24 protein-coding genes are annotated in these 25,751 nt (G+C 73.7%); 22 read left to right on the top strand and 2 right to left on the bottom strand.

Annotated elements, in window-relative coordinates; translation table 11 throughout:
• Window positions 1-200: 200 nt before the first annotated feature.
• Window positions 201-1,199: a methyltransferase gene (locus tag ACZ4UB_RS33080; protein ID WP_468075975.1), complete on the top strand. Its 999-nt coding sequence runs from the start codon at window positions 201-203 to the stop codon at window positions 1,197-1,199.
• Entirely contained in the window at window positions 1,196-2,365 is a 1,170-nt protein-coding gene (locus tag ACZ4UB_RS33075) for a tryptophan 2,3-dioxygenase (RefSeq protein WP_468075973.1), read from the top strand. Before ACZ4UB_RS33080 ends, ACZ4UB_RS33075 begins: the two co-directional genes overlap by 4 nt.
• 45 nt (window positions 2,366-2,410) lie before the next feature.
• Here the strand turns inward: ACZ4UB_RS33075 and ACZ4UB_RS33070 are convergent, their stop codons facing one another.
• The gene (locus tag ACZ4UB_RS33070; protein ID WP_468075971.1) at window positions 2,411-3,664 is read right to left on the bottom strand and encodes a sensor histidine kinase; all 1,254 of its coding nucleotides are present in this window, start codon (window positions 3,662-3,664) and stop codon (window positions 2,411-2,413) included.
• A 92-nt stretch (window positions 3,665-3,756) separates the two neighbouring features.
• On the opposite strand from ACZ4UB_RS33070, the gene ACZ4UB_RS33065 reads away from it, so the two are divergent.
• From ACZ4UB_RS33065 to ACZ4UB_RS32980, 18 genes are all read left to right on the top strand, one after another.
• Window positions 3,757-4,311: a hypothetical protein gene (locus ACZ4UB_RS33065; RefSeq protein WP_468075969.1), complete on the top strand. Its 555-nt coding sequence runs from the start codon at window positions 3,757-3,759 to the stop codon at window positions 4,309-4,311.
• Between the two features lie 328 nt (window positions 4,312-4,639).
• Window positions 4,640-4,858: an MbtH family protein gene (locus ACZ4UB_RS33060; protein WP_468075967.1), complete on the top strand. Its 219-nt coding sequence runs from the start codon at window positions 4,640-4,642 to the stop codon at window positions 4,856-4,858.
• 39 nt (window positions 4,859-4,897) lie between these two features.
• Window positions 4,898-5,149 carry an acyl carrier protein gene (locus tag ACZ4UB_RS33055; RefSeq protein WP_468075965.1) on the top strand — a complete coding sequence of 84 codons (252 nt, stop codon included), beginning with the start codon at window positions 4,898-4,900 and terminating at the stop codon, window positions 5,147-5,149.
• Window positions 5,150-5,220: 71 nt separating this feature from the next.
• Entirely contained in the window at window positions 5,221-6,471 is a 1,251-nt protein-coding gene (locus ACZ4UB_RS33050) for a beta-ketoacyl-[acyl-carrier-protein] synthase family protein (RefSeq protein WP_468075963.1), read from the top strand.
• Window positions 6,468-7,598, top strand: a complete 1,131-nt coding sequence (locus ACZ4UB_RS33045) for a beta-ketoacyl synthase N-terminal-like domain-containing protein (RefSeq protein ID WP_468075961.1) — start codon at window positions 6,468-6,470, stop codon at window positions 7,596-7,598. The genes ACZ4UB_RS33050 and ACZ4UB_RS33045 overlap by 4 nt, the downstream gene beginning before the upstream one ends.
• Window positions 7,595-8,494, top strand: coding sequence for a beta-ketoacyl synthase N-terminal-like domain-containing protein (locus ACZ4UB_RS33040; RefSeq protein WP_468075959.1), 900 nt, complete (start codon window positions 7,595-7,597; stop codon window positions 8,492-8,494). The genes ACZ4UB_RS33045 and ACZ4UB_RS33040 overlap by 4 nt, the downstream gene beginning before the upstream one ends.
• Window positions 8,491-9,243 (top strand): alpha/beta fold hydrolase, encoded by a 753-nt coding sequence (locus ACZ4UB_RS33035; RefSeq protein WP_468075957.1) that lies wholly within the window; start codon window positions 8,491-8,493, stop codon window positions 9,241-9,243. The genes ACZ4UB_RS33040 and ACZ4UB_RS33035 overlap by 4 nt, the downstream gene beginning before the upstream one ends.
• A 58-nt stretch (window positions 9,244-9,301) precedes the next feature.
• Window positions 9,302-10,309 (top strand): hypothetical protein, encoded by a 1,008-nt coding sequence (locus ACZ4UB_RS33030; protein WP_468075955.1) that lies wholly within the window; start codon window positions 9,302-9,304, stop codon window positions 10,307-10,309.
• Complete coding sequence (locus ACZ4UB_RS33025) at window positions 10,306-11,412, top strand: beta-ketoacyl synthase N-terminal-like domain-containing protein (protein ID WP_468075953.1); 1,107 nt, start codon at window positions 10,306-10,308, stop codon at window positions 11,410-11,412. The genes ACZ4UB_RS33030 and ACZ4UB_RS33025 overlap by 4 nt, the downstream gene beginning before the upstream one ends.
• Window positions 11,409-11,813 (top strand): 3-hydroxyacyl-ACP dehydratase FabZ family protein, encoded by a 405-nt coding sequence (locus tag ACZ4UB_RS33020; protein ID WP_468075951.1) that lies wholly within the window; start codon window positions 11,409-11,411, stop codon window positions 11,811-11,813. Before ACZ4UB_RS33025 ends, ACZ4UB_RS33020 begins: the two co-directional genes overlap by 4 nt.
• On the top strand, window positions 11,810-12,367 hold the full coding sequence (locus ACZ4UB_RS33015) for a 3-hydroxyacyl-ACP dehydratase FabZ family protein (protein WP_468075949.1): 558 nt from the start codon (window positions 11,810-11,812) through the stop codon (window positions 12,365-12,367). Before ACZ4UB_RS33020 ends, ACZ4UB_RS33015 begins: the two co-directional genes overlap by 4 nt.
• The gene (gene fabG / locus ACZ4UB_RS33010) at window positions 12,364-13,107 is read left to right on the top strand and encodes a 3-oxoacyl-ACP reductase FabG (protein WP_468075947.1); all 744 of its coding nucleotides are present in this window, start codon (window positions 12,364-12,366) and stop codon (window positions 13,105-13,107) included. Before ACZ4UB_RS33015 ends, fabG begins: the two co-directional genes overlap by 4 nt.
• The gene (locus ACZ4UB_RS33005; protein ID WP_468075945.1) at window positions 13,104-13,814 is read left to right on the top strand and encodes a DsbA family protein; all 711 of its coding nucleotides are present in this window, start codon (window positions 13,104-13,106) and stop codon (window positions 13,812-13,814) included. The genes fabG and ACZ4UB_RS33005 overlap by 4 nt, the downstream gene beginning before the upstream one ends.
• A gap of 11 nt (window positions 13,815-13,825) precedes the next feature.
• A complete protein-coding gene (locus tag ACZ4UB_RS33000) occupies window positions 13,826-17,365 on the top strand; it encodes a non-ribosomal peptide synthetase (RefSeq protein ID WP_468075943.1) in 3,540 nt (1,179 codons plus the stop codon).
• A 46-nt stretch (window positions 17,366-17,411) separates the two neighbouring features.
• A complete protein-coding gene (gene sbnB, locus ACZ4UB_RS32995; RefSeq protein WP_468075941.1) occupies window positions 17,412-18,452 on the top strand; it encodes a 2,3-diaminopropionate biosynthesis protein SbnB in 1,041 nt (346 codons plus the stop codon).
• A gap of 28 nt (window positions 18,453-18,480) precedes the next feature.
• Window positions 18,481-19,497 carry a 2,3-diaminopropionate biosynthesis protein SbnA gene (gene sbnA, locus ACZ4UB_RS32990; RefSeq protein WP_468075939.1) on the top strand — a complete coding sequence of 339 codons (1,017 nt, stop codon included), beginning with the start codon at window positions 18,481-18,483 and terminating at the stop codon, window positions 19,495-19,497.
• 54 nt (window positions 19,498-19,551) lie between these two features.
• Window positions 19,552-21,174 (top strand): phosphoglycerate dehydrogenase, encoded by a 1,623-nt coding sequence (gene serA / locus ACZ4UB_RS32985; RefSeq protein ID WP_468075937.1) that lies wholly within the window; start codon window positions 19,552-19,554, stop codon window positions 21,172-21,174.
• Between the two features lie 139 nt (window positions 21,175-21,313).
• Window positions 21,314-22,096 (top strand): thioesterase II family protein, encoded by a 783-nt coding sequence (locus ACZ4UB_RS32980; protein WP_468075935.1) that lies wholly within the window; start codon window positions 21,314-21,316, stop codon window positions 22,094-22,096.
• A gap of 110 nt (window positions 22,097-22,206) precedes the next feature.
• On the opposite strand, the gene ACZ4UB_RS32975 is transcribed toward ACZ4UB_RS32980, so the two are convergent.
• Window positions 22,207-23,454: an MFS transporter gene (locus tag ACZ4UB_RS32975; RefSeq protein WP_468075933.1), complete on the bottom strand. Its 1,248-nt coding sequence runs from the start codon at window positions 23,452-23,454 to the stop codon at window positions 22,207-22,209.
• 56 nt (window positions 23,455-23,510) lie between these two features.
• Here ACZ4UB_RS32975 and ACZ4UB_RS32970 point away from each other — a divergent pair, with 56 nt between their 5' ends.
• Window positions 23,511-24,488, top strand: a complete 978-nt coding sequence (locus ACZ4UB_RS32970; RefSeq protein ID WP_468075931.1) for an ArsR/SmtB family transcription factor — start codon at window positions 23,511-23,513, stop codon at window positions 24,486-24,488.
• Window positions 24,489-24,595: 107 nt separating this feature from the next.
• Window positions 24,596-25,723: a hypothetical protein gene (locus tag ACZ4UB_RS32965; RefSeq protein ID WP_468075929.1), complete on the top strand. Its 1,128-nt coding sequence runs from the start codon at window positions 24,596-24,598 to the stop codon at window positions 25,721-25,723.
• Window positions 25,724-25,751: the final 28 nt, after the last annotated feature.

Here is a 25,751-nt window from a genome sequence, read left to right as displayed (position 1 = left end):
GAAATCTGCGCTGTGGGCTCCCAAATCGAGGATCTCCGTCATTTCACCTTTCCCGCCCTCCGGTTGCATCCGATCACCGTAGGTGTCCGTCCGGGGGCGGTATACGCCATATCAGGGTTGTTGAATCGCGCTAACGGTCCGGTGCGGTCCGGCGTGAATCTGTTCCGAAAAACGCGCGGTATTCCCCGTGAGAGGAACCGATGATTTCCAACACGCTCGACAACGCCATGTTCGGGTTGTTCTCGACCCACGCGCTGCATCTGGCCGACAAGCACGGCGTCTTCGACCACCTCATCGAGGAGGGGCCGGCCGACCCGGCCGCCATCGCCGCGGCGCGGCGGATCGACGCGGAGACGCTGGAGCGGCTGCTGCTCGTGCTGGCCGCCGTGTCCGTCGTCGAGCGCGACGACGAGGGCCGGTACCGCCTCGCACCCGAGCTGGTGCCCGCCCTGGACCGACGCAGCCCCCGCTACCTCGGGAGCTTCGTCCGCCACCTCGTGACCAACACGACGGGCCAGCTCCACCAGCTCGACGCCTACCTGACCCAGGGCAAGGCCGCCGTCGACGCCGAACTGCCCTCGCCCTTCGACACCATCTACCGGGACGAGGCGGCCACGGAGGCCTTCCTCGAAGCCATGTGGCAGCTGAGCTTCGGCGTGTCGGGCGAGCTGGTGCGGCTCGCCGAGCTGGACGGGGTCCGCACCCTGGTCGACGTGGGCGGCGCCAGCGGCGCCTTCGCGGTGGCCGCCCTGCGCAGCTACCCGGAACTGAACGTCACCGTCTTCGACCTGCCGCAGGTCGGCCCGTTCCTGGAGCGCACCCGGCGGACGGAGGGGAGCGGCGACCGGCTCGGGTTCGTACCGGGCGACTTCTTCGCCGACGCGCTGCCGCACGCGCAGTGCCTCTCGTTCGGCTACATCCTCTCGGACTGGGACGACGAGACCTGCGTCGAGCTGCTCACCAAGGCCTACGACGCGTGCGCGAACGGCGGCCGCGTGCTGCTGATGGAGCGCCTCTTCGACGAGGCCGGCGGCCCGCTGGCCACCGCCGCGATGAACCTCTCGATGCACGTGGAGACGCAGGGGCGCCACCGCACGGCGGCCGAGTACACCGAGCTGCTGGAGAAGTCGGGCTTCGTGGACTGTTCCGTCCACCGCTCCACCTGGGACAAGCACCTCGTGGTGGGGAGGAAGCCGTGAGCGTCGACGCCGCCCCCGCCACCCGGGCGCTCCTGACCCCCCGACAGCGGGAGGTCGCCACGCTCCAGCGGACGCGCGGGCGCGCCCGGTTGGAGCCCGAGGAGGCGGCGACCCTCGCCGCCCTGCACGACGGCCTTCCGGAGCGGGCGACCGGTGAGGACGAGGTCACCCGGCTGCTCACCCGCCCGGTCAGCCGGGAGCTGGAGATACCGGAGTACTACCGCTACACGTGCCTGCACGCCTACGGCTGGTACCTCGACCACTTCCCGGACGACCCGGTGGTCGGCGCCCTGCTGGCCCTGCGCGTCACCCTCGTCGACCTGCTGGAGGTGGAGCGCGCCGCCTGGGCGGGCGGCGCGCGGCCGGAGCGCGGGGACGAGCGGATCAAGCGGCTGGAGGACGCGATCCTCGCCGTGGGCGCCACGGTGGTCGATCCGCTGCTCCAGGTGCGGATCGACCACTACGTGGACCGGGCCGCGGTCGACCCCACGCTCGCCCGGCGGGCCGCACTGCTCGCGGAGTCCACACGCTTCCCCCGCTCCCCGCTCCACGAGGAGAACGTCTTCCTCCGGTCCGTCCAGGCGTGCGAGACGCTGTTCTTCCTGGTCCGCCGGCTCTCGGTGGAGGTCGCCGCGGCCCAGGACGAGTTCCCGGCCCGGGCCGCCGGTCGGCTGGAGTTGGCGGGCGGCGCCGCGCGCCTGCTGAACGACGTCTTCCACGTGCTGCTCACGCTGACCCCGGACGGGTTCATGACCTTCCGGGACGACACGGGCGCGGCCAGCGCGGTGCAGTCGTTGAACTACCACGCCATGGAGATCGCGGTGTACGGGTACGACCCGCGCAAGGCCGAGGTCTTCGACTCCGTCGACCACCTCCAGGTGCTGAACGACCCGGAGGTCCGGGACCACCGGTCCCTGTCCGCCGCGCTGGCGGACACGCCGGACGCGCGTCTGCGGGACGGCTGGCACGTACTGGACCGGGCCCTGTCCAAGTGGCGGGGCAACCACTACCGCTTCGCCCGCACCTACCTGCCCGCGCACACGCCGGCCTCCGGCGGCACCGACGGGGCCGCGTACGTGAAGCGGTTCGTGAAGAAGGACGCCTGTGTGGCCGGGGCCGATCCGTTCGGTGGCCTCCCCCTGCTCACCGGGTTCCTCTACCGCTGACCCGTCCGCCCCGGCGGCCGTCCGCGCTCCGGTGCAGGCCGGTCCCTACCGGTCGGCGCCGGAGCCCGCGGCGCTCTCCACGGAGTCGTCCCGCGCCACGTCGGCGTCCACCGGCAGTTCGATGCGCAGCCGCCAGCCACCCGTCCCGTACGGACCGGCGGCGAAGGAGCCGCCGAGCGCCTCGACGCGTTCGGCGAGGCCGACCAGCCCGAGGCCACCGCGCCGTTCTCCGACGTGGAGGGAGGCGGTGGAGGTGAGGGGGTCGTCCGTGTTGGTGACCATGACGACCAGCCCCGGGAGGGGTCCGCACGCACCCGGTTCGACGACCACCCGTACGACGGCCTCCGCCGGCGCGTGCCTGCGGATGTTGGTGAGGGCTTCGACGACCGCGCGGTGGGCGGTGCCGGCGACCTCACGGGGCACGAGGGCGGCCGTCCGCGCCGTGAACCCGAAGTCCAGGGCGACGTCCGCGGTGCCCGACGCGGTGAAGCGGGCCACGACGTCGGGAATGTCGGCCAGGCCGTAGGAGGCCGGCCGCCCGTCGCGGTCCTCGTTCCCCGCGCCCGCGCCCTCGCCCGCGTCGTGCAGCATCAGCACCGTGCGGTCCAAGGACTTCAGCGCCTGCTGACCGGCGGCTTCTATCTGCTCCAGCAACGCCGTGACCAGGTGCGGCTGTTCGTCGCCCATGACCTGCGCCGCCTGGGCGAGCACCACGATCGCGGACACGTCGTGGGCCACGAAGTCGTGCAGGTCCCGGGCGAGTTCGATGCGCTGGGAGCGGCGTGCGGTCAGGACCGCGTTGATGCGCTGGTCCTCCAACCACCGCAGGTAGGCGCCGACGGAGCCGGCGCACAGGACGCCGAAGGAGAGGAAGGCGCACTGCCCGACGGCCTCCAGCGAACTGCCGTACTCCTGCGCCCGCAGCACCAGGGTGGAGCCGGCCGTGCCCAGCGCGAGCCAGAGCGGGGCCGCCCGTCGCAGCGGCACGAAGCGGGTCACGACGAAGAGCAGCCCCAGTACGGCGAGGTACTCGGCGGACATCAGCGACGCGGCGGGGGAGTCCGCCTTGATCGCGCGGCCGGGAAAGGTGAGCAGCGTCCCGATGCCGGAGCAGACGGCCACCGTGGTCGCCGCGACGGCGAGCCGGTGCGGGTCGCGGGTGTGCCAGCCGGCCGCCACCAGGGCCGCGACGCACGCCGTCGCCATCGTGAGGGAGGAGAGCCAGCCGCCGCCGGGTCCCGCCGCGGCCGCCGCGACCAGGGCGCCCGCCGCGGTCAGCGCGCAGATCGTCTTGGCCACGCCGGTTAGGGGAGTTCGATACGGCATTGCCGTGACCTCGTCGTTCCTGGGAGGACTTGTCTGGACTGCACCGCTACTGCTGGGAGAGTGCGATGGGCGAGCCGACCGCCGCGAAAATAGACTACGTACTGCCGACGTGGCACTTCCGCGAGTCCCACTCGATCCCCCTGCCGAGGGGGATCCCGCCGGAGCGGGTGATGAGCGCCGTGCGGGAGACGACGTGGCGCGAGGCGCCCGTCTCGCGCGCGCTGATGTCGCTGACCAAGGTGGACGTGTCGGCCGGTCGCCGGATCGTCTCCGACTTCCTCGGCGAGGCGATGGAGAGCGTCGAGGCCGGCGAGGGCGAGGTCCTCTTCATCTCCCTGGACTGCCTGGAGGCCAGGCCCAAACCGGAGGGGCCGCTCGCCGAGGCGTTCGCGGCGTGCACCGAGGCGGGGTTCCTGAAGATGGCGATGAACCTCCGTTACGACGGACGGGTCCTGAGCACCGAGACCCGCGTGTACGCGACGGACGAGCACACCCGACGCCGGTTCCGCGGGTACTGGTTCACGATCAGGTTGGCCAGCGGACTGAGCCGCCGGTCCCTGCTGCGCGCCATCCGCCGCCGGGCCGTGACGGCGTCGATCGCGTCCCCCCAACGACGGTAGCCCGTCCCCTCGGATCGCCCGTCGGATCGCCCGCCGGGACCTCGCAAAGTTCTTGATGTCCGGTGGTGACGCTGGGTGCCGGGAGACGCGGTGGCGGGTGACGGGCCGCCACCGATCGCGGCGCCGAGCCGGGCGTACGGCCCTTTCCGGGCCGGCGACGGCCCCGGCGGGAGCCCGCCGCCGCGTCGCGCAACACGTTATCGAATTCTTTTCATTGCAATCTCTCGAACATTTACTTCACGAGAGTGTCCGGAAGTTCTTGTCTGGTCGAAAGCCAGCTGCTTATGGTCGACCGGAATTATATGAAGGTGACTGGAAAGGACGACTCGTGGCCAATCCGTTCGAAGACGACGACGCCGAGTTCTACGTGCTGGTGAACGGCGAAGGTCAGTACTCCATCTGGCCCGCCTTCGCCGAGATTCCGGCGGGCTGGAACGCGGTGCACGGCAAGGCGGCCCGACAGGAATGCCTGGACCACGTGAACGAGCACTGGACCGACATGCGTCCGCGCAGCCTCGCCGCGGCCATGGCCGCCGACGCCGCCTGAGTAAGACCACCGATCTCAGATCTAGGAGAAGCACACACCATGTCGACCCTCACCGACGAGCGCCGCAACGCCATCAAGGAAATCGTCTGCGACATCCTCGAACTCGAAGAGGACGAGGTCAGCGAGACCAGTCTCTTCATCGACGACCACGGCGCCGACTCGCTGCGCGCGATCGAGATCCTCGCCTCCCTGGAGAAGGAGTTCGGCATCACCATCGATCAGTCCGAGCTCGCCCAGATGGTCAACCTGGAGCGCGTGTACGACGTCGTCTCGGCGGCTCCCGTCCGCTGACCCGGGTCCGTACGCCCGTACGCCCGCCGCATCGCAGGTTCGCAGGTTCGCAGGTCTGAAGGGGGAAGAGCATGTCCTCAGTACGCCCCGGCGCTGGATCGGGGAAACGCCGAGTGGTCCTCACCGGCTTCGGTGTGATCTCCAGCATCGGCATCGGAGCCGAGGAGTTCACCGACAGCCTGCGGGCCGGACGCAGCGGCGTCAGCCCGATCTCGGTGTTCGACGTCGAAGGCTTCGCCCATGTCAACGGGGCCGAGGTCAAGGGGTTCGAACCCGAGGAGTGGATAGCGCGCACCCCGGTGCGCGAGTTGGGCCGGGCCAGCCGTTTCGCCGTCGCGGCGGCGCGGATGGCGGTCCGGGACGCCGGTCTGGATCCCGCGGAACTCGCCGGTCGACGGGGCCTCATCTCCGTCGGCACCACGGACGGCGAGTCCTACGAACTGGACCAGCTGGTCGCCGCCGAACTCGCCGACGGCCCGGAGCACATGGATCCGGAGATCGTCCGGCGGGTGTCGGCGGCCCGGCTCTCCACCGCCATCGCGCAGGAGCTCGAACTCACCGACGTCGAGGCCCCCACCATCGCGACCGCCTGCTCCGCGGGCAACTACGCGATCGGCTACGGCTTCGACGCGGTGAGTTCCGGCGAGGTGGAGTACGCCCTGTGCGGCGGCGCGGACGCGATGTGCCGCAAGACCTTCACCGGCTTCTACCGGCTGGGCACCATCGCCCCCGAGTTCTGCCAGCCCTTCGACGTCGACCGCAAGGGCATCCTCACCGGCGAGGGCGCCGGCGTCCTGGTCCTGGAGAGCCTGGACTCGGCGCTCGCCCGCGGCGCCACCATCTACGCCGAGGTCCTCGGCTACGGCCTCAACTGCGACGCGTACCACCAGGTCGCGCCCAACGGCGACAGCGTCGCCCAGTGCATGTCCATCGCCCTGGAGAACGCCGGGGTCAAGCCCGAAGAGGTCGACCTCATCTCGGCCCACGGCACCGGCACCAAGGCCAACGACATCACCGAGGCGGGCGCCATCCGCCAGGTCTTCGGCGACGCCACCCCCCGCACCATCTCCCTGAAGTCGATGCTCGGCCACACCATGGGCGCCGCCAGCGCGCTCGGCGCCATCGCCTGCGGCCTGGCCATCACCCACGGCTTCATCCCCCCGACCATCAACCACCGTCGGACCGACCCGGAGTGCGAGATCGACTGCGTCCCCAACCACGCCGTCGAGGCCGACCTGCGGATCGTCCAGAACAACGGCCTGGCCTTCGGCGGCAACAACGCCATCGTCATCCTCGGCAAGTACGAGGAGACCGTGGCATGACCTACGCCATCATCGGGTCCGGGGCCGTCGCCAGCATCGGCGCCGACCCCGACGAGATCTTCGACGCCCTGTGCGCCGGCCGCAGCGGGCTCGCTCCCCTGCGGGCCTTCGACCGGACCCGTTTCCACGCGCAGCGGCTCTTCGAGATCGACGACCGGGAGACCGAGGGCGTCGACGAGCCGGGCCGGGCCACCCGCTTCCTGATCGAGGCGGTCCGCCAGGCCGCCCAGGACGCGGGCCTGCCCGAGGACCTCGCCGGGATCCCCGTCCTGGTCGGCACCGGCCTGCGCGAACTGCGCTCGCTGGAGTTGTGGTGGCGCGACGGTGTCCCCCTGGACGTCGAGGGCCTGGACTTCTCGCGGGCCCTGCGCGGCCGCTTCGGCGCCGTCGACGCCCACACCTTCGCCGGCGCCTGCTCGGCCTCGCTCTACGCCCTCGCCCTCGCCTGGGACCTGCTGGAACTGGGCGAGGCCCGGACGGTCATCGTGGCCGGCTGCGACGTGGTCACCGAGAGCATGTTCGGCCAGGCGGACCGGGTCCAGTTCGATCCGCCGACCTCCGTGCGCCCCTTCGACGAGGACCGCCGGGGCACCATCCTGGGCGAGGGCGCCGCCGCCGTCGTCCTCACCAAGGCCCCCGCCGCCGACCGCCCCGTGCGGGCCTGGCTGCGCTCGGTCGCCGTCAACTGCGACGCCCACCACCAGACCGCGCCGGACGAGGCCGGAGTGGAGGCCGCCGTGCGCACGGCCCAGGAGCTGGCGCGGGTCACGCCCGAGGAGATCGACCTCGTCGTCCTGCACGGCACCGGCACCCCGCTCAACGACCGCACGGAAGCCACCGTGACCGCCCGCGTGTTCGACGGCGCCGCCCCGGCGCTCACCGGCATCAAGTCGCTCACCGGACACACCTCGGGCTCCGCCGGACTGCTCAGCCTGATCGTCGCGATGCGCTCCCTCGACGCCGGCCTGGTCCCGCCCATCGCGGGCCTGACCGACCCCCTGCCCGAGGGCGCCGGGCTCCGCCTGGTGAGCGGCGCCCCGCTGGCCACCCCCCTGCGCCTGGCCCAGGTCAACAGCTTCGGCTTCGGCGGCGTCAACGCCGTCGCGATCGTGGGAGGCGCCGCATGAGCACCGTCTCCGTCTGCGTCTCCGGCGTCGCGGTGGCCCTGCCCGGCGCGGCCGACCCGAGCGCACTCCTGCGGCCCGCCGTCCCCGGCGCCGCCCCGGTGGACCCCGCGGCCCTCATCGGCAAGAAGGGCCTGCGCTTCAACGACCGCGCCACCCGGCTCGGTCTCCACCTCGCCCACGCGGCGCTCACCGACGCCGGCATGCTCGACGGCCGGGTACCCACCGTCCCCGGGACGCGGATCGGCGTCGTCGTCAGCTCCAACCTCGGCAACGCGGACACCGTGTGCCGGGCCGTGGAGACCATCGCCAAGGAGTCCACGGGCGGCCTCAGCCCGATGGACACCCCCAACGCCTCCAGCAACATCATCGCCTCGGAGACCGCGATCCGCTTCGGCCTGCGCGGCCCCAACCTCACCGTCTGCAACGGCGGTTCCTCGGGCCTGGACGCGGTCCGCTGGGCCGCCCTGATGATCCGCTCCGGCCGCGCCGACCACATGGTGGTCACCGGGGTCGAGCCGGACAACGAGGTGACCCGCCGCCTCGTGGACGGGCCCGTCGCCGACGGCGGCGCCGCCCTGGTGCTCAGCCGCACCCCCACGGCGTCGGCCAAGGCCCTGCTCGGCCCGGTCCTGCACGCCCCCCGGCACGCCGACGCCCTCGCCGCCCTGTCCGCGGCGGCCCCCGGAGCCGGGCTCTGGCTCACCCCCGCAGCCGGCCCGGAGACGGGCGCCGCCGAGCGGATCGCCCTCGACGGCTGGGGCGAACTCTCCGGCGCGCTGGGCGTCGTCCAGTGCGCCGCCGCGGTCGGCTGGTTCGCCCAGGGCCACACCGCACCGGTGTACGCCCTGAGCGGCGGCGCCGCGGCCGCCCTGCTCCGCGCCGAGGGCCCGGCATGAGCGACGTACTGCTGCTGCACGGACTCGGCAACAACGAGTCCATCTGGGAGCCGATGGCCCGGCACTGGGACCCGCGGCTGCGCGTCCACGCGCCCCGGCTGCCCTGGCACAGCGGCGGGATCGCCGGCTGGCGGCACGAGAGCGATTCGGCCGCGCTGCTCCAGGAGGTCCTGGACGCGGTCCCCGGCGGCGCCGACGTGGTGGTGGCCCACTCCTTCAGCTCGGTCCTGCTCCTCGAACTGCTCTGCCGCCGGGCGGCCGCCGGGCAGCGCCTCGACGTCCCCGCCGTCGTCCTGGTCAACCCCTTCTACCGGGCCGACGCCGACGCGTTCCACTGGGACCTGCTCGGCACCAGCATGGCCGACTTCCCGCGCACCATGGCCGAGTCCATCCGGCTGCGCACGCTGGAGCGGCCCATCGGCGAGGAACTGCGGGCCGACATGGCCCGCCGGATGACCGAATGGGTCGGCCCCTACGGCTGGCTCCGCTTCTTCGAGACCTACCTGCGCACCCCGCTGTTCCGCGTGGACCTGGTGGACACCCCGGTCCTGGTGATCGGCGGCGAACTCGACCTCGCGGCGCCCGTGGACGAGGCCCGCGCCCTGGCCGCCCTGCTGCCCGCGGGCAGCTGCCTGACCGTGCCCGACTGCGGCCACTTCCCGATGCTGGAACGCCCCGAATGGCTGGCCCGCACCGTCCGGACCACCCTGGACCGGCTCCCCGAGCGCGCCGGTCTCCCGGCCGCCTAGGACGGGGCACCCGATTTCCGTCCCACGCCCGACCCCACCCCCGACGAAGGAGTCCGTGATGGGCCCGACGCCCCATCCCGCTGTGACGGCGCTGCTGGAGAACCCGACGACCGCGCGGCTGCGCCCGCTGTTCGAAGGCAACAACATCAGCTTCGCCATCGGCTTCAAGCACATCAACTACGTCGCCGAGGCCGCCGTCCTGGACCATTTCAGGTCCGCGGGCCTGCCCGTCGGCGACCTCTACCGGCGCTTCGGGCTCGGGTTCGACGTGGTGGACATCCACTCCCGCCTCGCCGCGCTGCTCGCCGTCGACGACGAGGTGGAAGCGGTCGTCACCCCGGCCACCAAGGCCACCGACGACCGCCTGCGCTTCAAGGTCGAGCTGTACGTCGAGCGCGAGGGCAAGCGCGTCAAGTGCGCCGGCTCCAAGGTGGCCGTCGCCCTGCGCGTCGACGACCACATCAAGGCCGAGGAGGCCTGGCCCGAGGGGATCGAGCGCTTCACCGCCGCCCGCCTGGGCACCGGTGAACGCCGCGCGATCGACGCCGCCCCGCTGCCCTACGGCGAGTTCACCGCGGGCCGCGGCACCGACACGGACCCGGTCCTGGCCGAACTCATCGGCGACACCAACGCGTTCGGCTGGCGCTGGCGGATGCCGTACTTCTACTGCCACTTCAACGAGCGCGTCCAGATGTCCGGCTTCCTGCGGATCATGGAGGAGGTCGAGGACCTCTTCCTCGCGGACCGCGGCCTGCCCATCAAGAAGGTCCTCGACACCCGGGGCTGGATCCCCGTCGTCACCCAGTCCCGGATCGAGATCCTCGACGAGACCGTGATGGAGGAGGAGCTCTACACCATCTACACGGTCGAGAGCATCTTCAAGACGCTCCTCTACTCCACCCGCATGGACTGCTACGTCCTGCGCGACGGCGCGCTCGTCAAGACCGCGACCGGCACCATCACCCACGGCTACCTCCACGAATCGGCGCCCAACCAGTGGGAGATGGCCGAGTTCGACGCGTCCACCGTGGCCGCCCTCTCCACCCCCCGCCGGGTGACGTCATGAGCACCGCCGTGGCGCCCCGGGCGGTCATCACCGGCTGGTCGGCGGTCTCCCCGTACGGCATCGGCGCCGACGCCTTCGCCGAGGGCCTGCGCAGCGGACGCTCGACCGCCGCCCCGGTGGACACCGCGCGCTGGAAGGTGCCCGGCACCCGGGCCCACCTGGTACCCGGCTTCGAGACCCGCGAGGTGCTCGGCAAGAAGGGCACCCGCTCCATGGACCGGGTCACCGGCCTCGCCGTCGCCGCCGTCGGCTCGCTGCTGGAACGCCCCGGCGCCGACCGGGACTCGGAGACCGGCGAGCGCGCCGCCCTGGTGCTCGCCACCACCACCGGCAGCGCCGCCAGCATGATGGACTTCACCCGCAGCTCCCTGGTCGGCGACCGGCCCTACGACGTCGACCCGGCCGTGATGCCCAACGCCGTCATGAACTGCGCCGCCGGCCAGTGCGCCATCTGGTACGGCATCAAGGGCCCCAACACCACGCTGGCCGGCGGCCGCGCGGCGAGCCTGCTCTCCCTGAACTACGCCACCCGGCTGCTCTCCTCGGGCCGCGCGGACACCGTGCTCTGCGCCGCCGCCGAGGAGTACTCCGCCGCCCGCTACTGGCTGGAGCGCCACGCCCGGGGCGCCGAAGCCCCCGGTGTCCCGCTCGGCGAGGGCGCGGCCGTGCTCCTCGTCGAGCCCGCCGACCGCCTCGCCCCCCGGCGCCCCGCCCTCGCCGAGGTCCTGGCCGTGCGCACCCGCGTGGCCACGGGCAACCTGGTGCGCCCGGCCCTGGACGCCTGCGTACGGTCCGCCCTCGACGCCGCCGGAGTCCACCCGCGGGAGGTGTGGGCGGCCGGCGCCGGCGACGCCCCCGGCCTGCTCGGCCACCTGGAGCGCGAGGTGCTCACCGAGGTCTGCGGCGGCGCCGCCCTGGACCGGGTGCCCGCCGTGGGCCGGATCGGCGACGTCTCCGCCGCTTCCGGCTCGTTCCAGATCGCCGTGCTGCTGGCCACCGCCGCCGAGGACCCCGAGGCCGCCGGCCGCATCGCCGTCGTCACCTCGGCCGACCGCGACGGCTCGCTGGCCTGCGCGGTGCTCCGGCTCGGAGGTGCCTCGTGAGCGCGGCCGCGCCCGCCCCGGTCAGCCCGGTCAAGGCCGAGGTCCGGGTGGGGGCCCGTACCGAGGACGGCCTGGCCGCCACCGCCCGCGTCGAGATCCGCGCGGACGAGCCGGTCTTCGCCGGCCACTACCCCGACTTCCCGATCTTCCCCGGGGTCTGCGTGCTGGAGTGCGTGCAGCGCGCCGCCACCGACGGGGACGCCGCTCCGGACCCCACCGAACTCGCCGCCGTCGAATCGGCGCGGTTCGCCGGAGCCGTCTACCCCGGGGACACCCTCTCCCTCACCCTCAAGTGGCGCCGCACCGAAGCCGGACTGCGCTGCGACGCCGTCGCCACGACGGAGCGCGGCAAGGCGGCCTCCGTACGGCTGCGCTACGAGAGCACCGGAGGCGGGCGATGACCACCGCACCCGAGCGCGCCCTGCCCGAGGTCACCGCCCTGCTCCCGCACCGCTACCCGATGCTGCTCGTCGACCGGGTGCTGGAGCTCGTACCCGGCGAGTACGTCCGCGCGGTCAAGGCCGTCACCCACAACGAGCCCTGGTACCGGGGGATCTCCCCCGGCACCCCGCTGGACTACCCGCCCGCGCTGCTCGTCGAGTCCTGGGGCCAGGCGGCCGGGCTGCTGGCCTCGGCGATCGCCGACGCACCCGTCGGCCAGGTCATGCTCTTCGGCTCCGTCGCCGACGCGCGGTTCCACCGGCCGGTGCGGCCCGGCGAGTTGATCGAACACCGGGTCCGGATCACCCGGTCCCTCACCGACTCGGTGATCTTCGAGGGGACCAGCCACAGCGGCGACGCCACCGTCATGACCGTGACCCGCATGGTCATGGCCTTCCGCCCCGCCGACCAACTGCGCCCCGCGGAGCCGTCCGCCGCACCGATCGCAGTGCCGTCCCCAGAGCCGTCCGCCGAACCGTCCGCCGGACCCGACCGAGAGGCCACCTCCCGATGACCGACAACAGGCCCGTGGCGCTGATCAGCGGAGGCTCCCGAGGCATCGGCCGCGCCACCGTGCTGCGGCTCGCCGCCGACGGCTACGACGTGAGCTTCTGCTACCACTCCCGCGAGGAGTCGGCGCAGACCCTGGCCAAGGAGGCCGACGAACTGGGCGCCCGCGTCCTGTACCGGCGCGTCGACGTCAGCGACGCGGCCGCGGTGCGCGCCTGGGTGAACGCCACCGAGGACGAGCTGGGGCCGGTCGCGACCGCGATCACCTCGGCCGGCATCACCCGGGACAAGGGCCTCGTGATGATGTCCGACGACGACTGGAAGTCGGTCGTCTCCACCAACCTCGACGGGGTCTTCCACGTGTGCCGCGCGGTGGCCTTCCCCATGATGAAGCGCCGCAAGGGCAGCATCGTCAACATCTCCTCCGTCGCCGGCATCTACGGCAACGCCAGCCAGACCAACTACGCCGCCTCCAAGGCCGGCATCATCGGCTTCTCCCGGTCGCTGGCCAAGGAGGTCGGCCGCTACGGCATCCGGGTCAATGTGGCCGCCCCCGGCTTCGTGGACACCGACATGACCGCCGCCGTGTCCGAGCGCGCCGTCGAAGGAGCCCTCGCGGGCGTGGCCCTGGGCCGCATGGGTTCGGCCGACGAGGTCGCCGACCTGGTCGCCTTCCTCGCCGGCGAGCGCGCGAGCTACATCACCGGATCCGTCTTCCAGATCGACGGGGGGATATCCCTGTGACCACCCGCCGGAAGAAGAACCCCAGGTGGTACTTCTCGCTGCGCAGCCCGTACTCGTGGTTCGCCTACCGCGACCTCACCGAGAAGTACCCCGACGTCCTCGACCAGATCGAGTGGATCCCCTACTGGGAGCCCGACGAGGTGTCCACGCAGCTCCTCGACCAGGCCGGGGTCACCCTGCCCGTGATGCCGATGCACCGCTCCAAGAACTTCTACATCCTGCGCGACGCCCGCCGCTGGGCGCACGCCCGCGGCTGGAGCGTGACCTGGCCCGTCGACCGGGCCCCGCACTGGGAGGTCTCCCACCTGGCCTACCTCGCGGCGGAGGAGCAGGGCATGGGACGGCGGTTCGTCGACCTCGCCTACCGCGCGCGCTGGAACGAGGGCCGGGACCTGGCCGACCGGGACACGATCGTCTCCATCGCCACCGAACTGGGCCTGGACCCCTCGATCGCCGACGCCGTCGAGAACCTGGACCTGCGGATCAAGGGCGTCGAGTGCCTGGTCGCCGCCTACCACGACGACGCCTTCGGGGTGCCGTTCTTCATGCACGGGCGCGAGGCGTTCTGGGGCGCCGAGCGCGTGGGCGCCTTCGTCGCCGCCGTACGCGGCTACGACTGGGACGGCCTCAGCGACGCGCCGTTCGCCGAATTCCCCCTTGCCGAAGTCCCCCTCGCCGTCGCGCCCGACAGCGGCCCGCGGGCCTGACAGGAGAGACGATGACGACCACCGCAGCCCCCCAACGGCTGATCCCGCGCTCGGTGCCCCCGGCCCGGACCCCGCAGGGGGCGCCCGCGCCCACCACCTGGGCGGAGCTGACCGTGCCGGTCCCCGTCCGGCTCGCCGCGCGGGTGCGGTCGCTGGCCCGGCGCGCGGGCACCGACTGGGCCGCCGCGCTCCTCGCCGCGCACACCGTCGTGCTGGCCGCCCTGAGCGGTGAGCGGACCGTCGTCAGCGGCTACGTCCCCCCGCCCGACGCGGGCCGCGCCCCGGCCGCCCCGCACGCCCTGACCCTGACGCCGGGCCACGGGACCCGCCACGAGCTGCTGACCGCCGCGGCGCGGGCGGCCGCGGCACCCGCCGGGGACGCCTTCGAGACCGTACTGGACCTCGGACACACGGCCGGTGACACGGACGGGGACCCCACCGGGCACCCGGCCGGGCACACGCACGGGCACACCGTCCTGGTCGTCGCCGCGCGCCTCGGCCGCGGCGGCCCCGCCCTGCTGCTGCGCCACCGCACCGACGTCCTGGACGCCGCCGCCGCGGACCGGATCGCCGGGTACTACCTCACCGCGCTGGAACAGCTGGTGGCCGCGCCCGACGCCCTCGGCAGCGACCGGGGACTGCTCGGCGAGGCCGAGTACCACCTCCAGATCCACGGACTCTCCGGCCCGGCGCGGGAGCTGCCCGACCGGCGCTTCCACGAGCTGTTCGAGGAGCGGGCCGCCGCCCGACCCGAGCGGACCGCCGCCGTCCACGACGGCCGGAGCTGGACGTACGCGGAGCTCAACACCCGCGCCAACCGGATCGCCCACGCCATCCTCGCCCGGGACCTGGGCGCGGAAGCGGTCGTCGCCGTGGTCACCGAACGCACCCTGGACTGGCTCGCCTGCGTCATCGGCGTCTTCAAGGCCGGCGCCGCCTACCTGCCCGTCGAGCCGCACGCCCCGGCCGACCGGATGGCCCGGACCCTGGCCCGCAGCGGCTGCCGCCTCGCCCTGACCGAGGCGGGCGGCCCCGGGCACCTGGAGCAGGCCGCCCCCGCCGGGCTCGAAGTGCTCGACGTCGCCGCCGCGTACGCCCAGGCCCGCGCCGAGCACGACCCGCGCGTCCCCGTGGCGCCGGACCAGCTCGCCTACCTGTACTTCACCTCGGGCTCCACCGGCGAGCCCAAGGGCGCGATGTGCGAGCACGCCGGATTCGTCAACCACCTCTACGCCAAGATCGACGACCAGGGCATCGACGAGGACACGGTGGTGGCGCAGACCGCCCCGCAGTCCTTCGACATCTCCCTGTGGCAGCTGGTCGCGGCGCTCGTCGTCGGCGGCCGGACGCTGATCGTCGGACAGGACGCGATCCTCGACGTCGACCGCTACCTCGACACCGTCGAGCAGGGCGAGGTCGCCGTCCTGCAGGCCGTCCCCTCCTACCTGGAGGTGGTGCTCACCCGCCTGGACGAGGCCCCCCGCGCCCTGCCCGCCCTGCGCTGCGTGTCGGTCACCGGCGAGGCGCTGAAGAGGGAACTCACCGTCCGCTGGTTCGACCGCTTCCCGCACGTCGCCCTGATGAACGCCTACGGGCTCACCGAGACCTCGGACGACACCAACCACGAGGTCATGACCGAGCCCCCGGCCTGGGACTCCGTACCGCTGGGGCGGGCCGTGGGCAACGTCACCGCCTACGTCGTCGACGAGCACCTGCGGCCCGTCCCCCTCGGCGCACCCGGCGAGATCGTCTTCTCCGGCGTCTGCGTGGGCCGCGGTTACGTCAACGACCCCGAGCGGACCGCGCGGGTCTTCGGCGAGGACCCGCACCGGCCGGGGCAACGCCTCTACCGCTCCGGCGACTTCGGCCGCTGGCTGCCCGGCGGCACCCTGGAGTTCCTCGGCCGCCGCGACGCCCAGGTCAAGATCCGGGGCTTCCGGATCGAGATCGGCGAGATCGAGAACCAGCTGCTGAAGCTGCCGGGGGTCCGCGACGGCGCGGTCGTGGTCGTCGACGCCCCCGACGGCAGCCGCCACCTCGTCGGCTTCCAGACCGGCTCGGACGAGGACGCGGACACCCTGCGCCGGCGCCTGGGAGAGACCCTGCCCGGCTACATGGTGCCCGGCCGGCTGGAGCGCCTGGAGGCCCTGCCGCTCACCCCCAACGGCAAGACCGACAAGCGCGCCCTGGGCGTCCTGGCCGCCGAGCTGGGGGCCGTCGAGGAGGCCGAGCGGGTCCACGAGGAGCCCGTCACCGACACCGAGCGCGCGCTCGCCCTGGCCTGGTCCCAGGTGCTGCGGGTGCCCGTCGAGACGATCGGGCGCGGCGACGCCTTCTTCGAGCGGGGCGGCACCTCGCTCTCGGGCGTGCGCCTCGTCGTCCGCATGGAGCGCGCCTTCACGCTCAAGGACCTGATGCTGCACCCGACCCTCGGCGCGCTCGCCGCACTGATCGACTCCGGCGCCGCCGCAGCCGACGCTCCCCCCGCCGAGGCCCGGACCGCCGAGGCCCGGACCGCCGAGGCCCCCGGCCACGATGCCGCCCCCACGCGTACGGCGCCCACCGCGGCCGCCGACGCGCCGGCGCGCCCCTTCGAGGTGACCCGCACCGACGGCCGGCCCGCCGTGCTCACCCTCGACGGCCCGGCCCCCGCCGACCCGGTCGCCTGGGCCGCCGCGCACCGCGCCCGGCTGCGGGCCACCGTCGCCGAACACGGGGCACTGCTGGTGCGCGGCCTCGGCCTGGCCGACGCCGACACCGTGGGCGCGGTGGGCCGCGAGGTCCTGCACGAGGTCATGACCGAGCGCGAGGGCTTCGCCGCCCGCCGCCGGCTCGCCGACGGCGTCCTGTCCTCCTCGGAGTGGCCCGCCGACCAGCCCATGTGCATGCACCACGAGCTGAGTTACGCGCGGGAGGTCCCCGGCACGCTGCTCTTCGCCTGCCTCACCGCGCCCGACTCCGGCGGCGTCACCGGCGTCGCCGACTCCGCCGACGTCCTGGCGGCCCTCCCCGCCGACCTGGTCGCCCGCTTCGAGGCGGAGGGGTGGCGGCTGGAGCGCAACTACACCGAGACCGTCGGCGTCGGCCTCGCGGACGCCTTCGGCACCGCCGACCGCGCCGCCGTGACGGCGTACTGCGCCCAGCGCGGCATCACGCCCACCTGGCGGCCGGGCGGCGACCTGCGCACCAGCCAGCGGGCCGCGGCCGTGCTGACCCACCCGCTCACCGGGCGCCGCGGCTGGTTCAACCAGATCGCCTTCCTCAACGAGTGGACCCTGGACCCGCTGATCCGGGAGTACCTCCTCTTCGAGTTCGGCGACGACGGACTGCCCTTCAACAGCACCTACGGCTCGGGAGCCCGCCTCGACGAGGACACGGTGCTCGCGATCAACGCCGTCTACGAGAAGCACACCCTGCGCGAGCCGTGGCGCGCCGGCGACCTGCTGATCGTGGACAACCTCCGCATGGCGCACAGCCGCGAGCCCTACGAGGGCGCCCGGGAGATCGCGGTCGTCCTCGGCGACCCGGTCACCCTCCCGCACCACCCGTAGCCCCCTCCCCAGACACGCCCTGCCCCCAACCACCTGGATGGAAGCCATGTCCCGTCAGTCGCTCGTGCCGCCCTTCGCCGTCATCACCGGCACGCAGGTGGCCGAGGTGCTCACCGGCAGCGAGAAGCAGGTCGTGGAGCTGACCGAAGAGGTCTACCGGCTCCACGGCAAGGGCGAGTCGGTCAACCCGCCCTCGTACTTCCTGCGGTTCCCCGACCGGCCCAGCTCCCGCATCATCGCGCTGCCCGCGTCCGTCGGGGGCGACCGGCCGACCGACGGCCTGAAGTGGATCTCCAGCTTCCCGGAGAACGTCGCCGCCGGCATTCCGCGCGCCTCCGCCGTGCTGATCCTCAACGACCACGCCACCGGCTACCCGTTCGCCTGCCTGGAGAGCTCGATCATCAGCGCGTCCAGGACCGCGGCCTCGGCGGCCCTCGCCGCCGACCGGCTCAGCCGGGGCGGGCAGCGCCCCCGGCGCATCGGCTTCGTCGGGACCGGTCTGATCGCCCGCTACATCCACCACTTCCTGGAGGCGACCGGCTGGACCTTCGACGAACTCGGCGTCCACGACCTGTCGGACCAGCACGCCGAGGCCTTCGCCGACTACCTCGGCCGCCGCCCCGGCACCGCGCCCGTCGTCGTGCACCCCACCGCGCAGGAGCTGATCGAGGAGAGCGACCTGGTGGTCTTCGCCACCGTCGCCGCCAGCCCGCACGTCCACGACCCGTCCTGGTTCGCGCACAACCCGCTCGTCCTCAACGTCTCCCTGCGCGACCTGGCCCCGGAGATCCTGCTCTGCGCCACGAACATCGTCGACGACGTCGAGCACTGCCTCAAGGCGGACACCTCGCCCCACCTGGCCGAGCAGCTGACCAACAGCCGCGACTTCCTCGACGGCACCCTCTTCGACGTCCTGGAAGGCCGCGTCGAACTGCCCGCCGACCGCCCGGTGATCTTCTCCCCCTTCGGCCTCGGCGTGCTCGACATCGCCCTCGGCCGCTACGTGCACGACCAGCTGCGGGACGCGGGCCGGCTCGGCGTCGTCGACGGCTTCTTCCACGAGCTCGACCGCTACGGCCGCAACTAGGGCCTGTCCAAAGGAACCCGGTGATGAAGTGACGGTCATATCAGCCCCGTACGAGATCAACGTCGACGACGTCTTCGTGGATCTGCAGTCCGTCTTCGACGTACCCCTCTTCCTCAAGTACGAGGGACTCAACCTCGCCGGCTCGGTCAAGCTGAAGGCCGCCCTGGAGATGGTCCTCGCCGCCGAACGCGACGGGACCCTGACCCCCGGGGACGTGCTCGTCGAATCCTCGTCGGGCAACCTCGGCATCGCCCTGAGCATGATCGCCGCCCATCGCGGCTACGGCTTCGTGTGCGTCACCGACTCCCGATGCAACCCGGCGAGCCGCCGCCTGATGGAGTCCTTCGGCGCCCGCGTCCTGGTCATCTCGCGCCCCGACAAGGAACGCGGCCTGCTGGGCGCCCGGATCGACTACGTGCAGCGGCTGGTCGACTTCGACCCCAACTACGTCTGGCTCAACCAGTACGTGAACCCGAACAACTGGCTCGCCCACTACCGCACCACCGCCCCCACCGTCGCCGCCCAGTTCCCCGAGCTGGACGTGCTCTTCGTCGGAGCCGGCACCACCGGCACCCTGATGGGCTGCGCCCGCTGGTTCCGCGAACAGCGGCGCCGCGTACGGATCGTGGCCGTCGACAGCATCGGCTCGGTGACCTTCGGCGGCCCCGCGCTCCCGCGGCACATCCCGGGACTGGGGGCCGGCGTACGACCGATGCTGCTGAACGAAGACCTCGTCGACGAGGTCGTGATGGTGCCCGAACGGGACACCCTGGAGAGCTGCCACGCCATGGCCCGGCAGGGCTTCCTCTTCGGCGGCTCCACCGGGACCGTCGTCAGCGGCGCCCTGCGCTGGCTCGCCGGCCGGCCGCGCGGCGAACGGCTCACCGCGGTCGCGCTCTCCCCCGACCAGGGGGACCGCTACCTGGACACGCTCTACGACCCCGCCTGGGTGGAGCAGCACTTCGGAGACCCCCGGACGTGGGACGCGGTGGCCCCGGCCGCCCCGGCCGCCGAGCCGCCGCAGCTGGTCACCAGCGCCGGCTGAACCCGGCATCCGCCGCCGCCCATCCCGCGAGAACAGGAAGCGAGCCATGCAGCCATGCACAAGCCAGTCGTACTGATAGCCGAGGAACTCTCTCCCGCCACCGTCGAGGCCCTCGGCCCGGACTTCGAGATCCGGCACTGCGCGGGCGCCGACCGGGCGGAGCTGCTGGCCGCACTGCCCGCGGCCGACGCGGTGCTCGTGCGCAGTGCCACCCGCATGGACGCGCAGGCCATCGCGGCGGGCACCCGGCTCAAGGTGATCGGCCGGGCCGGCGTCGGCCTGGACAACGTGGACGTCGCCGCCGCCTCCCGCGCGGGCGTCATGGTCGTCAACGCGCCCACCTCCAACATCGTCAGCGCCGCCGAGCTGACCGTGGGCCTGCTGCTCGCCGTGGCCAGGAACATCCCGCAGGCCGACGCGGCCCTCAAGGACGGCCACTGGCAGCGCAGCCGGTTCACCGGCGTCGAGCTCTCGGGCAAGACCCTCGGCATCGTCGGCCTCGGCCGGATCGGCACCCTGGTGGCCCGCAGGATGGCGGCCTTCGGGATGCGGCTGCTCGCCCACGACCCCTACGTCCAGCCGGGATACGCCGAAGCGGCCGGGGTGCGCGTCGTCGAACTTGACGAACTCCTCGCCGAATCCGACTTCCTCACGGTCCACCTGCCCAAGACGCCCGAGACCACCGGCCTCATCGGCTTCGAGGCGCTGCACCGGGTCAAGCCGGGGGTCCGGATCGTCAACGCGGCCCGCGGCGGGATCGTCGACGAGGCCGAGCTGTACGCCGCGCTCAAGGAGGGCCGGGTCGCCGGCGCCGCCGTCGACGTCTTCTCGGCCGAACCCTGCACCGACTCCCCGCTGTTCGAACTCGACACCGTGGTCGTCACCCCGCACCTGGGCGCCGGCACCGCCGAGGCCCAGGAACGCGCCGGGGTCGGCGTCGCCGGATCCGTGCGCCAAGCCCTCTCGGGGCGCTTCGTCCCGGAGGCCGTCAACGTCCCGCTCGGCGTGGTCGACGACGACCTCGACCCCTGGCTCACCCTCACCGAACGCCTCAGCCGGCTCTTCACCGCCACCGCCGGCTCGCTGCCCGGCCGGCTCCAGGTCCGGGCGAGCGGGGAGATCTGCCGCCACGACACCACCGCGCTGTCGCTGGCCGCGCTCAAGGGCGCGCTCGGCGCCGTGGTCGAGGGGGGAGTCTCCTACGTCAACGCCCCGCTGATCGCACGGGAGCGGGGCCTGGACGTCGAGTTGAGCACGGACCCCGACGCCCCGCGCCACCGCGGCCTCGTCACCATCGGCGGGACCCTGCCCTCCGGGGAGCGGGTGTCCGTGCGCGGCACCCTCAGCGGCCCGCGCTCCGGCGAACGCCTCGTCGAGGTCAACGGCTTCGCCGTCGACCTCGCGCTGACCGGGGACCTCGCCTTCTTCCGCGCGCCCGACCGGCCCGGCGCCATCGCCGGCGTCGCCGAGGTCCTCGGCCGTGCGGGGATCCCCGTCGAGACCCTCCAACTCGCCCGGGACCCGGCCGGTTCCGGCGAGGTGCTGGTCGCGGTCGGCCAGGGCGCCCCCACCGCGCCCGCCCACCGCCTGGGCGGCCCGGCCGCCCAGCACGTCCTGGCGGACGCCGCCGCCCGGATCGACGCCACCCGCACCTGGTCGACGGAGCACACGCCATGAACCCGGACGGCGAGAAGATAATCTTCAACGCGGCCCGGCTCGACCGGTCGGTCGCCCTGGCCAGGGCCGATGACCCGGTACTGGCCCGACCCCGGGTGGAGACGATCGCGCGACACCCCTTAGCACAGAGGACGACGGGATGACCCTCCGTACCCACCCCACCGCAACCCCCACCCCGGTGGACGGCGACCGGTGGTTCCGGCGGTACGCCGTCCGCACCGCCCCGCGCCGCCGGCTCCTGGTCCTGCCGCACGCGGGCGGCTCCGCGAGCTTCTACCACGCCTGGGGCACCTCCTTCGACGACGCCACGGAGGTCATGGTCGCCCGCTACCCGGGCCGCCACGACCGGCTCATGGAGCCGTGCGTCGAGACCATGGACGAGCTGGCCGACCAGGTCACCGCCGCCCTGCTGCCCCACCTGGACGTCCCCTTGACCCTCTTCGGGCACAGCATGGGCGCCTCCCTGGCCCACGAGGTCGCCCTGCGCCTGGAGCGCGCCCACGGCGTGCGTCCCGCGGCCCTCCACGTCTCCAGCCGCAAGCCCCCGCACCGGCTGGTCCCGCGCACCCTGCACACCGAGGACGACGACGCGCTGATCGCCGAGGTCCGCCGGCTCGGCGGCACCGAGGACGCCCTGTTGGACGACCCGGACCTGCGGGAGATCGTACTGCCGGCCATCCGGGGCGACTTCACGATCGTCGGCACCTACGGCCCCCGCCCCGCGACCCCGGTGGGCTGCCCCGTCCACGCCCACATCGGCGAGGAGGACCCCTCCACCACCGTGGCCGACATGAGCGCCTGGGCCGACGTGGCCCCCGCCGGCTTCGACCTCCAGGTCCTGCCCGGCGCCCACTTCTACCTGACCCAGCAACACGCGACCCTCACCGCCGCCATCGCCCGCCAACTGGCCACCACGGGCTGACCGACTCGACGCCGGCCACACCCCGGCCCGGCGCCCGTCCGCCGACCGCTCCCAGCACGGGGCGACGGCGGGGCGGGCGCCGCGCCGAGCACGCCGAGCCCCGGGGGGTCCTACCCATCCGCACCCCGTATCCCCGCTCCCCTCCCGCGCCGCCGCGCGAGCGACCTCGGCTTCGCACCCGCCAGGTGACGGGCCAGGGCCAGCGCGGCCAGCACCGCGACGAGCCCGCACACGCCGGGCCACCCGGCCCGCCCGTAGAGGCGCACGCCGAACCAGGAACCGGCGCTGCCGCCCAGATAGGCACAGGTCATGTAGGCGGTGCCCAACCGGCTCCGGGCATCGGGGCGCAGGGCGTAGACCCGCGCCTGGTTCGCCACCGCACCGCACTGCATCGCCACATCCAGCAGCAACGTGCCCAGCACCAGCGCGCCCAGCCCCGGTACGCCGCCCAGCGCGCCGGCGGCCAGCACCGCGGCCGAGGCGAGGACCGCCAGCAGGCAGCCGAGGTTCACCGGGTCCGGACCGCGGCGGTCCACCAGCCGCCCGGCCAGCGGGGTGGCGCACATGGTCGCGCCCCCGACCAGCGCGAGCAGCCCCACCACCTGGGCGCCCGCCCCGTAGCGCGGACCGCTCAGCAGCAGCGCCAGGCACGTCCACACCGCCGAGAAGCCGGCGAAGACCATCGCCTGGTAGAAGCAGGAGCGGCGCAGCTCCGGCTCGGTGCGCAGCAGGCGCAGGGCCCCGGCCAGCAGCGTCGGGTACGACCGGCGCGGGGGCGGGGCGACGACGGGCACGGCGCGGGCCGCGACCGCCGCGAGCAGCAGGGTCAGTGCCGCGGCCGCCCCGTAGGGGACGCGCCACCCCAGCCACTCGCCCAGCGCTCCGGCGAAGGCCCGCGCCAGCAGCATGCCGCCGATCGACCCGCTCAGCAGGGTGCCGATCACCGCTCCGCGGCGCTCCGCGCCCACCAGCGCGACCGCCAAGGGGCCGACGACCTGCGCGGCCACGGTGGTGAGACCGACCAGCCCGCTCGCGACGACCAGCACCGGCAGGTTCGGTGCGCAGCCGGCGAGGAGCAGACCCAGGCCCGTCAGCGCGAGCAGCGCGACCAACAGGCTGCGGTGGCGCAGCCGGTCGCCGAGTGGCACCAGCAGGAACATGCCGGCCGTGTAGCCGACCTGGGTGGCGGTCACCGTCAGGGCGGCCGCCCCGGGCGCGACGTGCAGCCCCGCGGCGATCAACGGCACGATCGCCTGCGGGAAGTACACGTTGCCCACGGCCACCGCACAGGTCAGGGCCAGGACCAGCGTGGTGCGGGGGCGAAGGGCGCTGTCCCGCCGCGCCGTCAGGTGCGTCATGCGCCGAAGTCCACGGCAGCGACGGCCCGTTGCCAATCGATGTAGCGTGGGGCTTAATGATCAGCTTCGTGCTCGGCGTCGAGGACCTCGCGGACACCCGTTTCGCCCTGTCGCCCCTGCACGAGAGCGTGGTCAGCCTGCGGGTGCTCCAGGACCCGGGGCTGTCCGCACTGCACCTGCCGTGGCGCCGATCGGTCCTCGGCCGACTGGGCGCCCTGGACACCGACCTGTTGATGTCCCTGGTCTCGCCCCGGCGCACCCTCCCCGACTTCCTGACCCCGCGGCCCACCTCCTTCGCCCCGACCTTCGCGCAGGAGCTGGCCGTCGTCGCCCGGACCTCCCCCGAGACGGTGCGCCGCGATCTGCTCGCCGCGCACGCGCCGGACCCCCTCCCCGCGCCCCTGCGCGCCGCCGCCGCCCCCGACGACGCGTCCGTCACCGCGCTGCGCGACGACCTCTGCGCGCTGTTGCGGCAGTACTGGGAGGTCGCCCTCGAGCCGATCTGGCCGCAGCTGCGGCTGCTCCTGGAAGCCGACATGACCTACCGCGCCCGGCAACTGGCCGTCGGGGGAGCCCGCGCGCTGTTCGCGGACATGCACCCGAACCTGCGGTGGCACGGCGGCGCCCTGCACATCGACCAGATGATCGGCGCGCACCGCGTCACGGCGTCCGGCCAGGGCCTGATGCTCCTGCCGTCCGTCTTCGCCCACAAACCGGCACCCCCGGTCAGCCCGGACGAACCGCCCGTACTGTCCTACCCGAGCCGAGGACTGGCCACCTTGTGGACCGCGGCGCCCGCCCCGGCCCCCGCCGCCCTGGCCGAGCTGCTCGGCGCCCCCAAGGCGCGGCTGCTCGCGCTCCTGGACGAGCCACTGGCGACGGTCGAGATCGCGCGTCGCCTGCGCGTCACCCCGAGCGCCGTGTCCCAGCACCTGCGGGTGCTGCACGCCACGGGCCTCCTCGGCCGGGCCCGCGACGGACGCCGGGTCCTCTACCGCCGGAGCCCACTGGGCGACCGCCTCATCGGCGGGTAGCGGGATCCGGCAGGTCGAAGCCGTTCCCGCGGGCCGGCCGTGGGCAGGATGAAGGCCTCACGGTCCGGCGGCGGCCGGTGGCTCGGGACGACGGAAGGGCGGGCGACGTGGCCGACGGACAGGACTGGGAACGGCGCAACGAGGCGGCGTACGGGACGGTGGCGTGGCGCAGGGCCGTGCTGAACTGCGGCGCGCTCGTGGTGTGGCACACCGGCTTCGACAACCGGACCCCGCCCGGCCCGAGGGGCCCGCGGCCGGGCCGCCCGGACGCGCCGGGCGCCGCCGAGTTCACCTCGCGGTGGATGCCCGTCGTCGCGCTGCTCGCGCTCGCGGCGTGCCGCGCCGCCCGTGAGGCGGACGTCCTGGTCGACGACGTCGAGCTGCTCGCCCTCTTCGGCTGGGTCGACGGCCCGCGCACCGGGAGCCTGTACCAGGGGCCGCTGGAGACCGGTGAGCCGCGCGGGCGCACCGAGGCCGGCTGGCGCGCGCTCGTCGGCGGCGGCGAGCGCGGGCGCCTGGCCCGCGAGGTCCTCGGCGCCCACGTCACGGCGCACCTGGCCGAGGAGCACGCCCAGCAGGACGAGCAGGGCGAACAGGCCCCGCACGACGAGCACGCGCGGCAGGACGAGCGGACCCGGGACCGCCCCGAACCCTTCCCCCTGTTCCTCGGTGACCGGGCCCGCGCGGTGCGCGCGGCGGGGGTCGCGGACCTGGCGCCGCAGTGGGCGGGCGACGTGGCCGGGGCCCGCGCCCGGATCGAGCGGCTCGACGCGGCCCTGCGCGCCGGCCTGTGGACCCCGACCCCCGAGCACCGTGCGTACGCGCTGATCCTGCACCGCACGCTGGTCGCGCCCCCCGACTACCCGGCCCTGCCCGACGGGAGCGCGGGCCCGGCCTGGGTACAGCGCGTGCTGCGGATGCCCCACGTCCACGCGACGGTGGTCACCCTCACCGACCTGCCCGCCTTCGCCCGGTTCGGCCCGGCGGGCCCGGCCGAGGACCCGCTGGCCGAAGCGGTCGGCGCCGTCGCGCACGACGCCGTGCACTCGCTCGTGGGGACGGCCGACGACCTCGAAAGGCTGTGGGCGACCCGCCCGCAGGACCAGCCGGTGGCCCGGTGGGAGCGGGCGCACCTGCCCGCACCGGTCCGCGCGCAGGTCGTGGCCGTCGAACAGGTGACGCACGAGCTGGCCATGATCCTCTTCGACATCGCCCACCCCGACGCCGACCGGTGACGCCGTGGCGCTCACCGGCGGGGGAGGA

The organism is Streptomyces sp. NPDC028419 (assembly GCF_055565515.1).
Note: the sequence above shows the minus strand (reverse complement) of the source record. Positions and strands in the feature narration are given on the sequence as shown.

What these genes read in the sequence shown, in the direction of transcription:
- ACZ4UB_RS33080 (WP_468075975.1), top strand. Translation starts at nt 201, where the DNA reads ATGATTTCCAACACGCTCGACAACGCCATGTTCGGGTTGTTCTCGACC.
- ACZ4UB_RS33065 (WP_468075969.1), top strand. Translation starts at nt 3,757, where the DNA reads ATGGGCGAGCCGACCGCCGCGAAAATAGACTACGTACTGCCGACGTGG.
- ACZ4UB_RS33055 (WP_468075965.1), top strand. Translation starts at nt 4,898, where the DNA reads ATGTCGACCCTCACCGACGAGCGCCGCAACGCCATCAAGGAAATCGTC.
- ACZ4UB_RS33050 (WP_468075963.1), top strand. Translation starts at nt 5,221, where the DNA reads ATGTCCTCAGTACGCCCCGGCGCTGGATCGGGGAAACGCCGAGTGGTC.
- ACZ4UB_RS33045 (WP_468075961.1), top strand. Translation starts at nt 6,468, where the DNA reads ATGACCTACGCCATCATCGGGTCCGGGGCCGTCGCCAGCATCGGCGCC.
- ACZ4UB_RS33040 (WP_468075959.1), top strand. Translation starts at nt 7,595, where the DNA reads ATGAGCACCGTCTCCGTCTGCGTCTCCGGCGTCGCGGTGGCCCTGCCC.
- ACZ4UB_RS33035 (WP_468075957.1), top strand. Translation starts at nt 8,491, where the DNA reads ATGAGCGACGTACTGCTGCTGCACGGACTCGGCAACAACGAGTCCATC.
- ACZ4UB_RS33030 (WP_468075955.1), top strand. Translation starts at nt 9,302, where the DNA reads ATGGGCCCGACGCCCCATCCCGCTGTGACGGCGCTGCTGGAGAACCCG.
- ACZ4UB_RS33025 (WP_468075953.1), top strand. Translation starts at nt 10,306, where the DNA reads ATGAGCACCGCCGTGGCGCCCCGGGCGGTCATCACCGGCTGGTCGGCG.
- ACZ4UB_RS33015 (WP_468075949.1), top strand. Translation starts at nt 11,810, where the DNA reads ATGACCACCGCACCCGAGCGCGCCCTGCCCGAGGTCACCGCCCTGCTC.
- fabG (WP_468075947.1), top strand. Translation starts at nt 12,364, where the DNA reads ATGACCGACAACAGGCCCGTGGCGCTGATCAGCGGAGGCTCCCGAGGC.
- ACZ4UB_RS33000 (WP_468075943.1), top strand. Translation starts at nt 13,826, where the DNA reads ATGACGACCACCGCAGCCCCCCAACGGCTGATCCCGCGCTCGGTGCCC.
- sbnB (WP_468075941.1), top strand. Translation starts at nt 17,412, where the DNA reads ATGTCCCGTCAGTCGCTCGTGCCGCCCTTCGCCGTCATCACCGGCACG.
- serA (WP_468075937.1), top strand. Translation starts at nt 19,552, where the DNA reads ATGCACAAGCCAGTCGTACTGATAGCCGAGGAACTCTCTCCCGCCACC.
- ACZ4UB_RS32980 (WP_468075935.1), top strand. Translation starts at nt 21,314, where the DNA reads ATGACCCTCCGTACCCACCCCACCGCAACCCCCACCCCGGTGGACGGC.
- ACZ4UB_RS32975 (WP_468075933.1), bottom strand. Translation starts at nt 23,454, where the DNA reads ATGACGCACCTGACGGCGCGGCGGGACAGCGCCCTTCGCCCCCGCACC.
- ACZ4UB_RS32970 (WP_468075931.1), top strand. Translation starts at nt 23,511, where the DNA reads ATGATCAGCTTCGTGCTCGGCGTCGAGGACCTCGCGGACACCCGTTTC.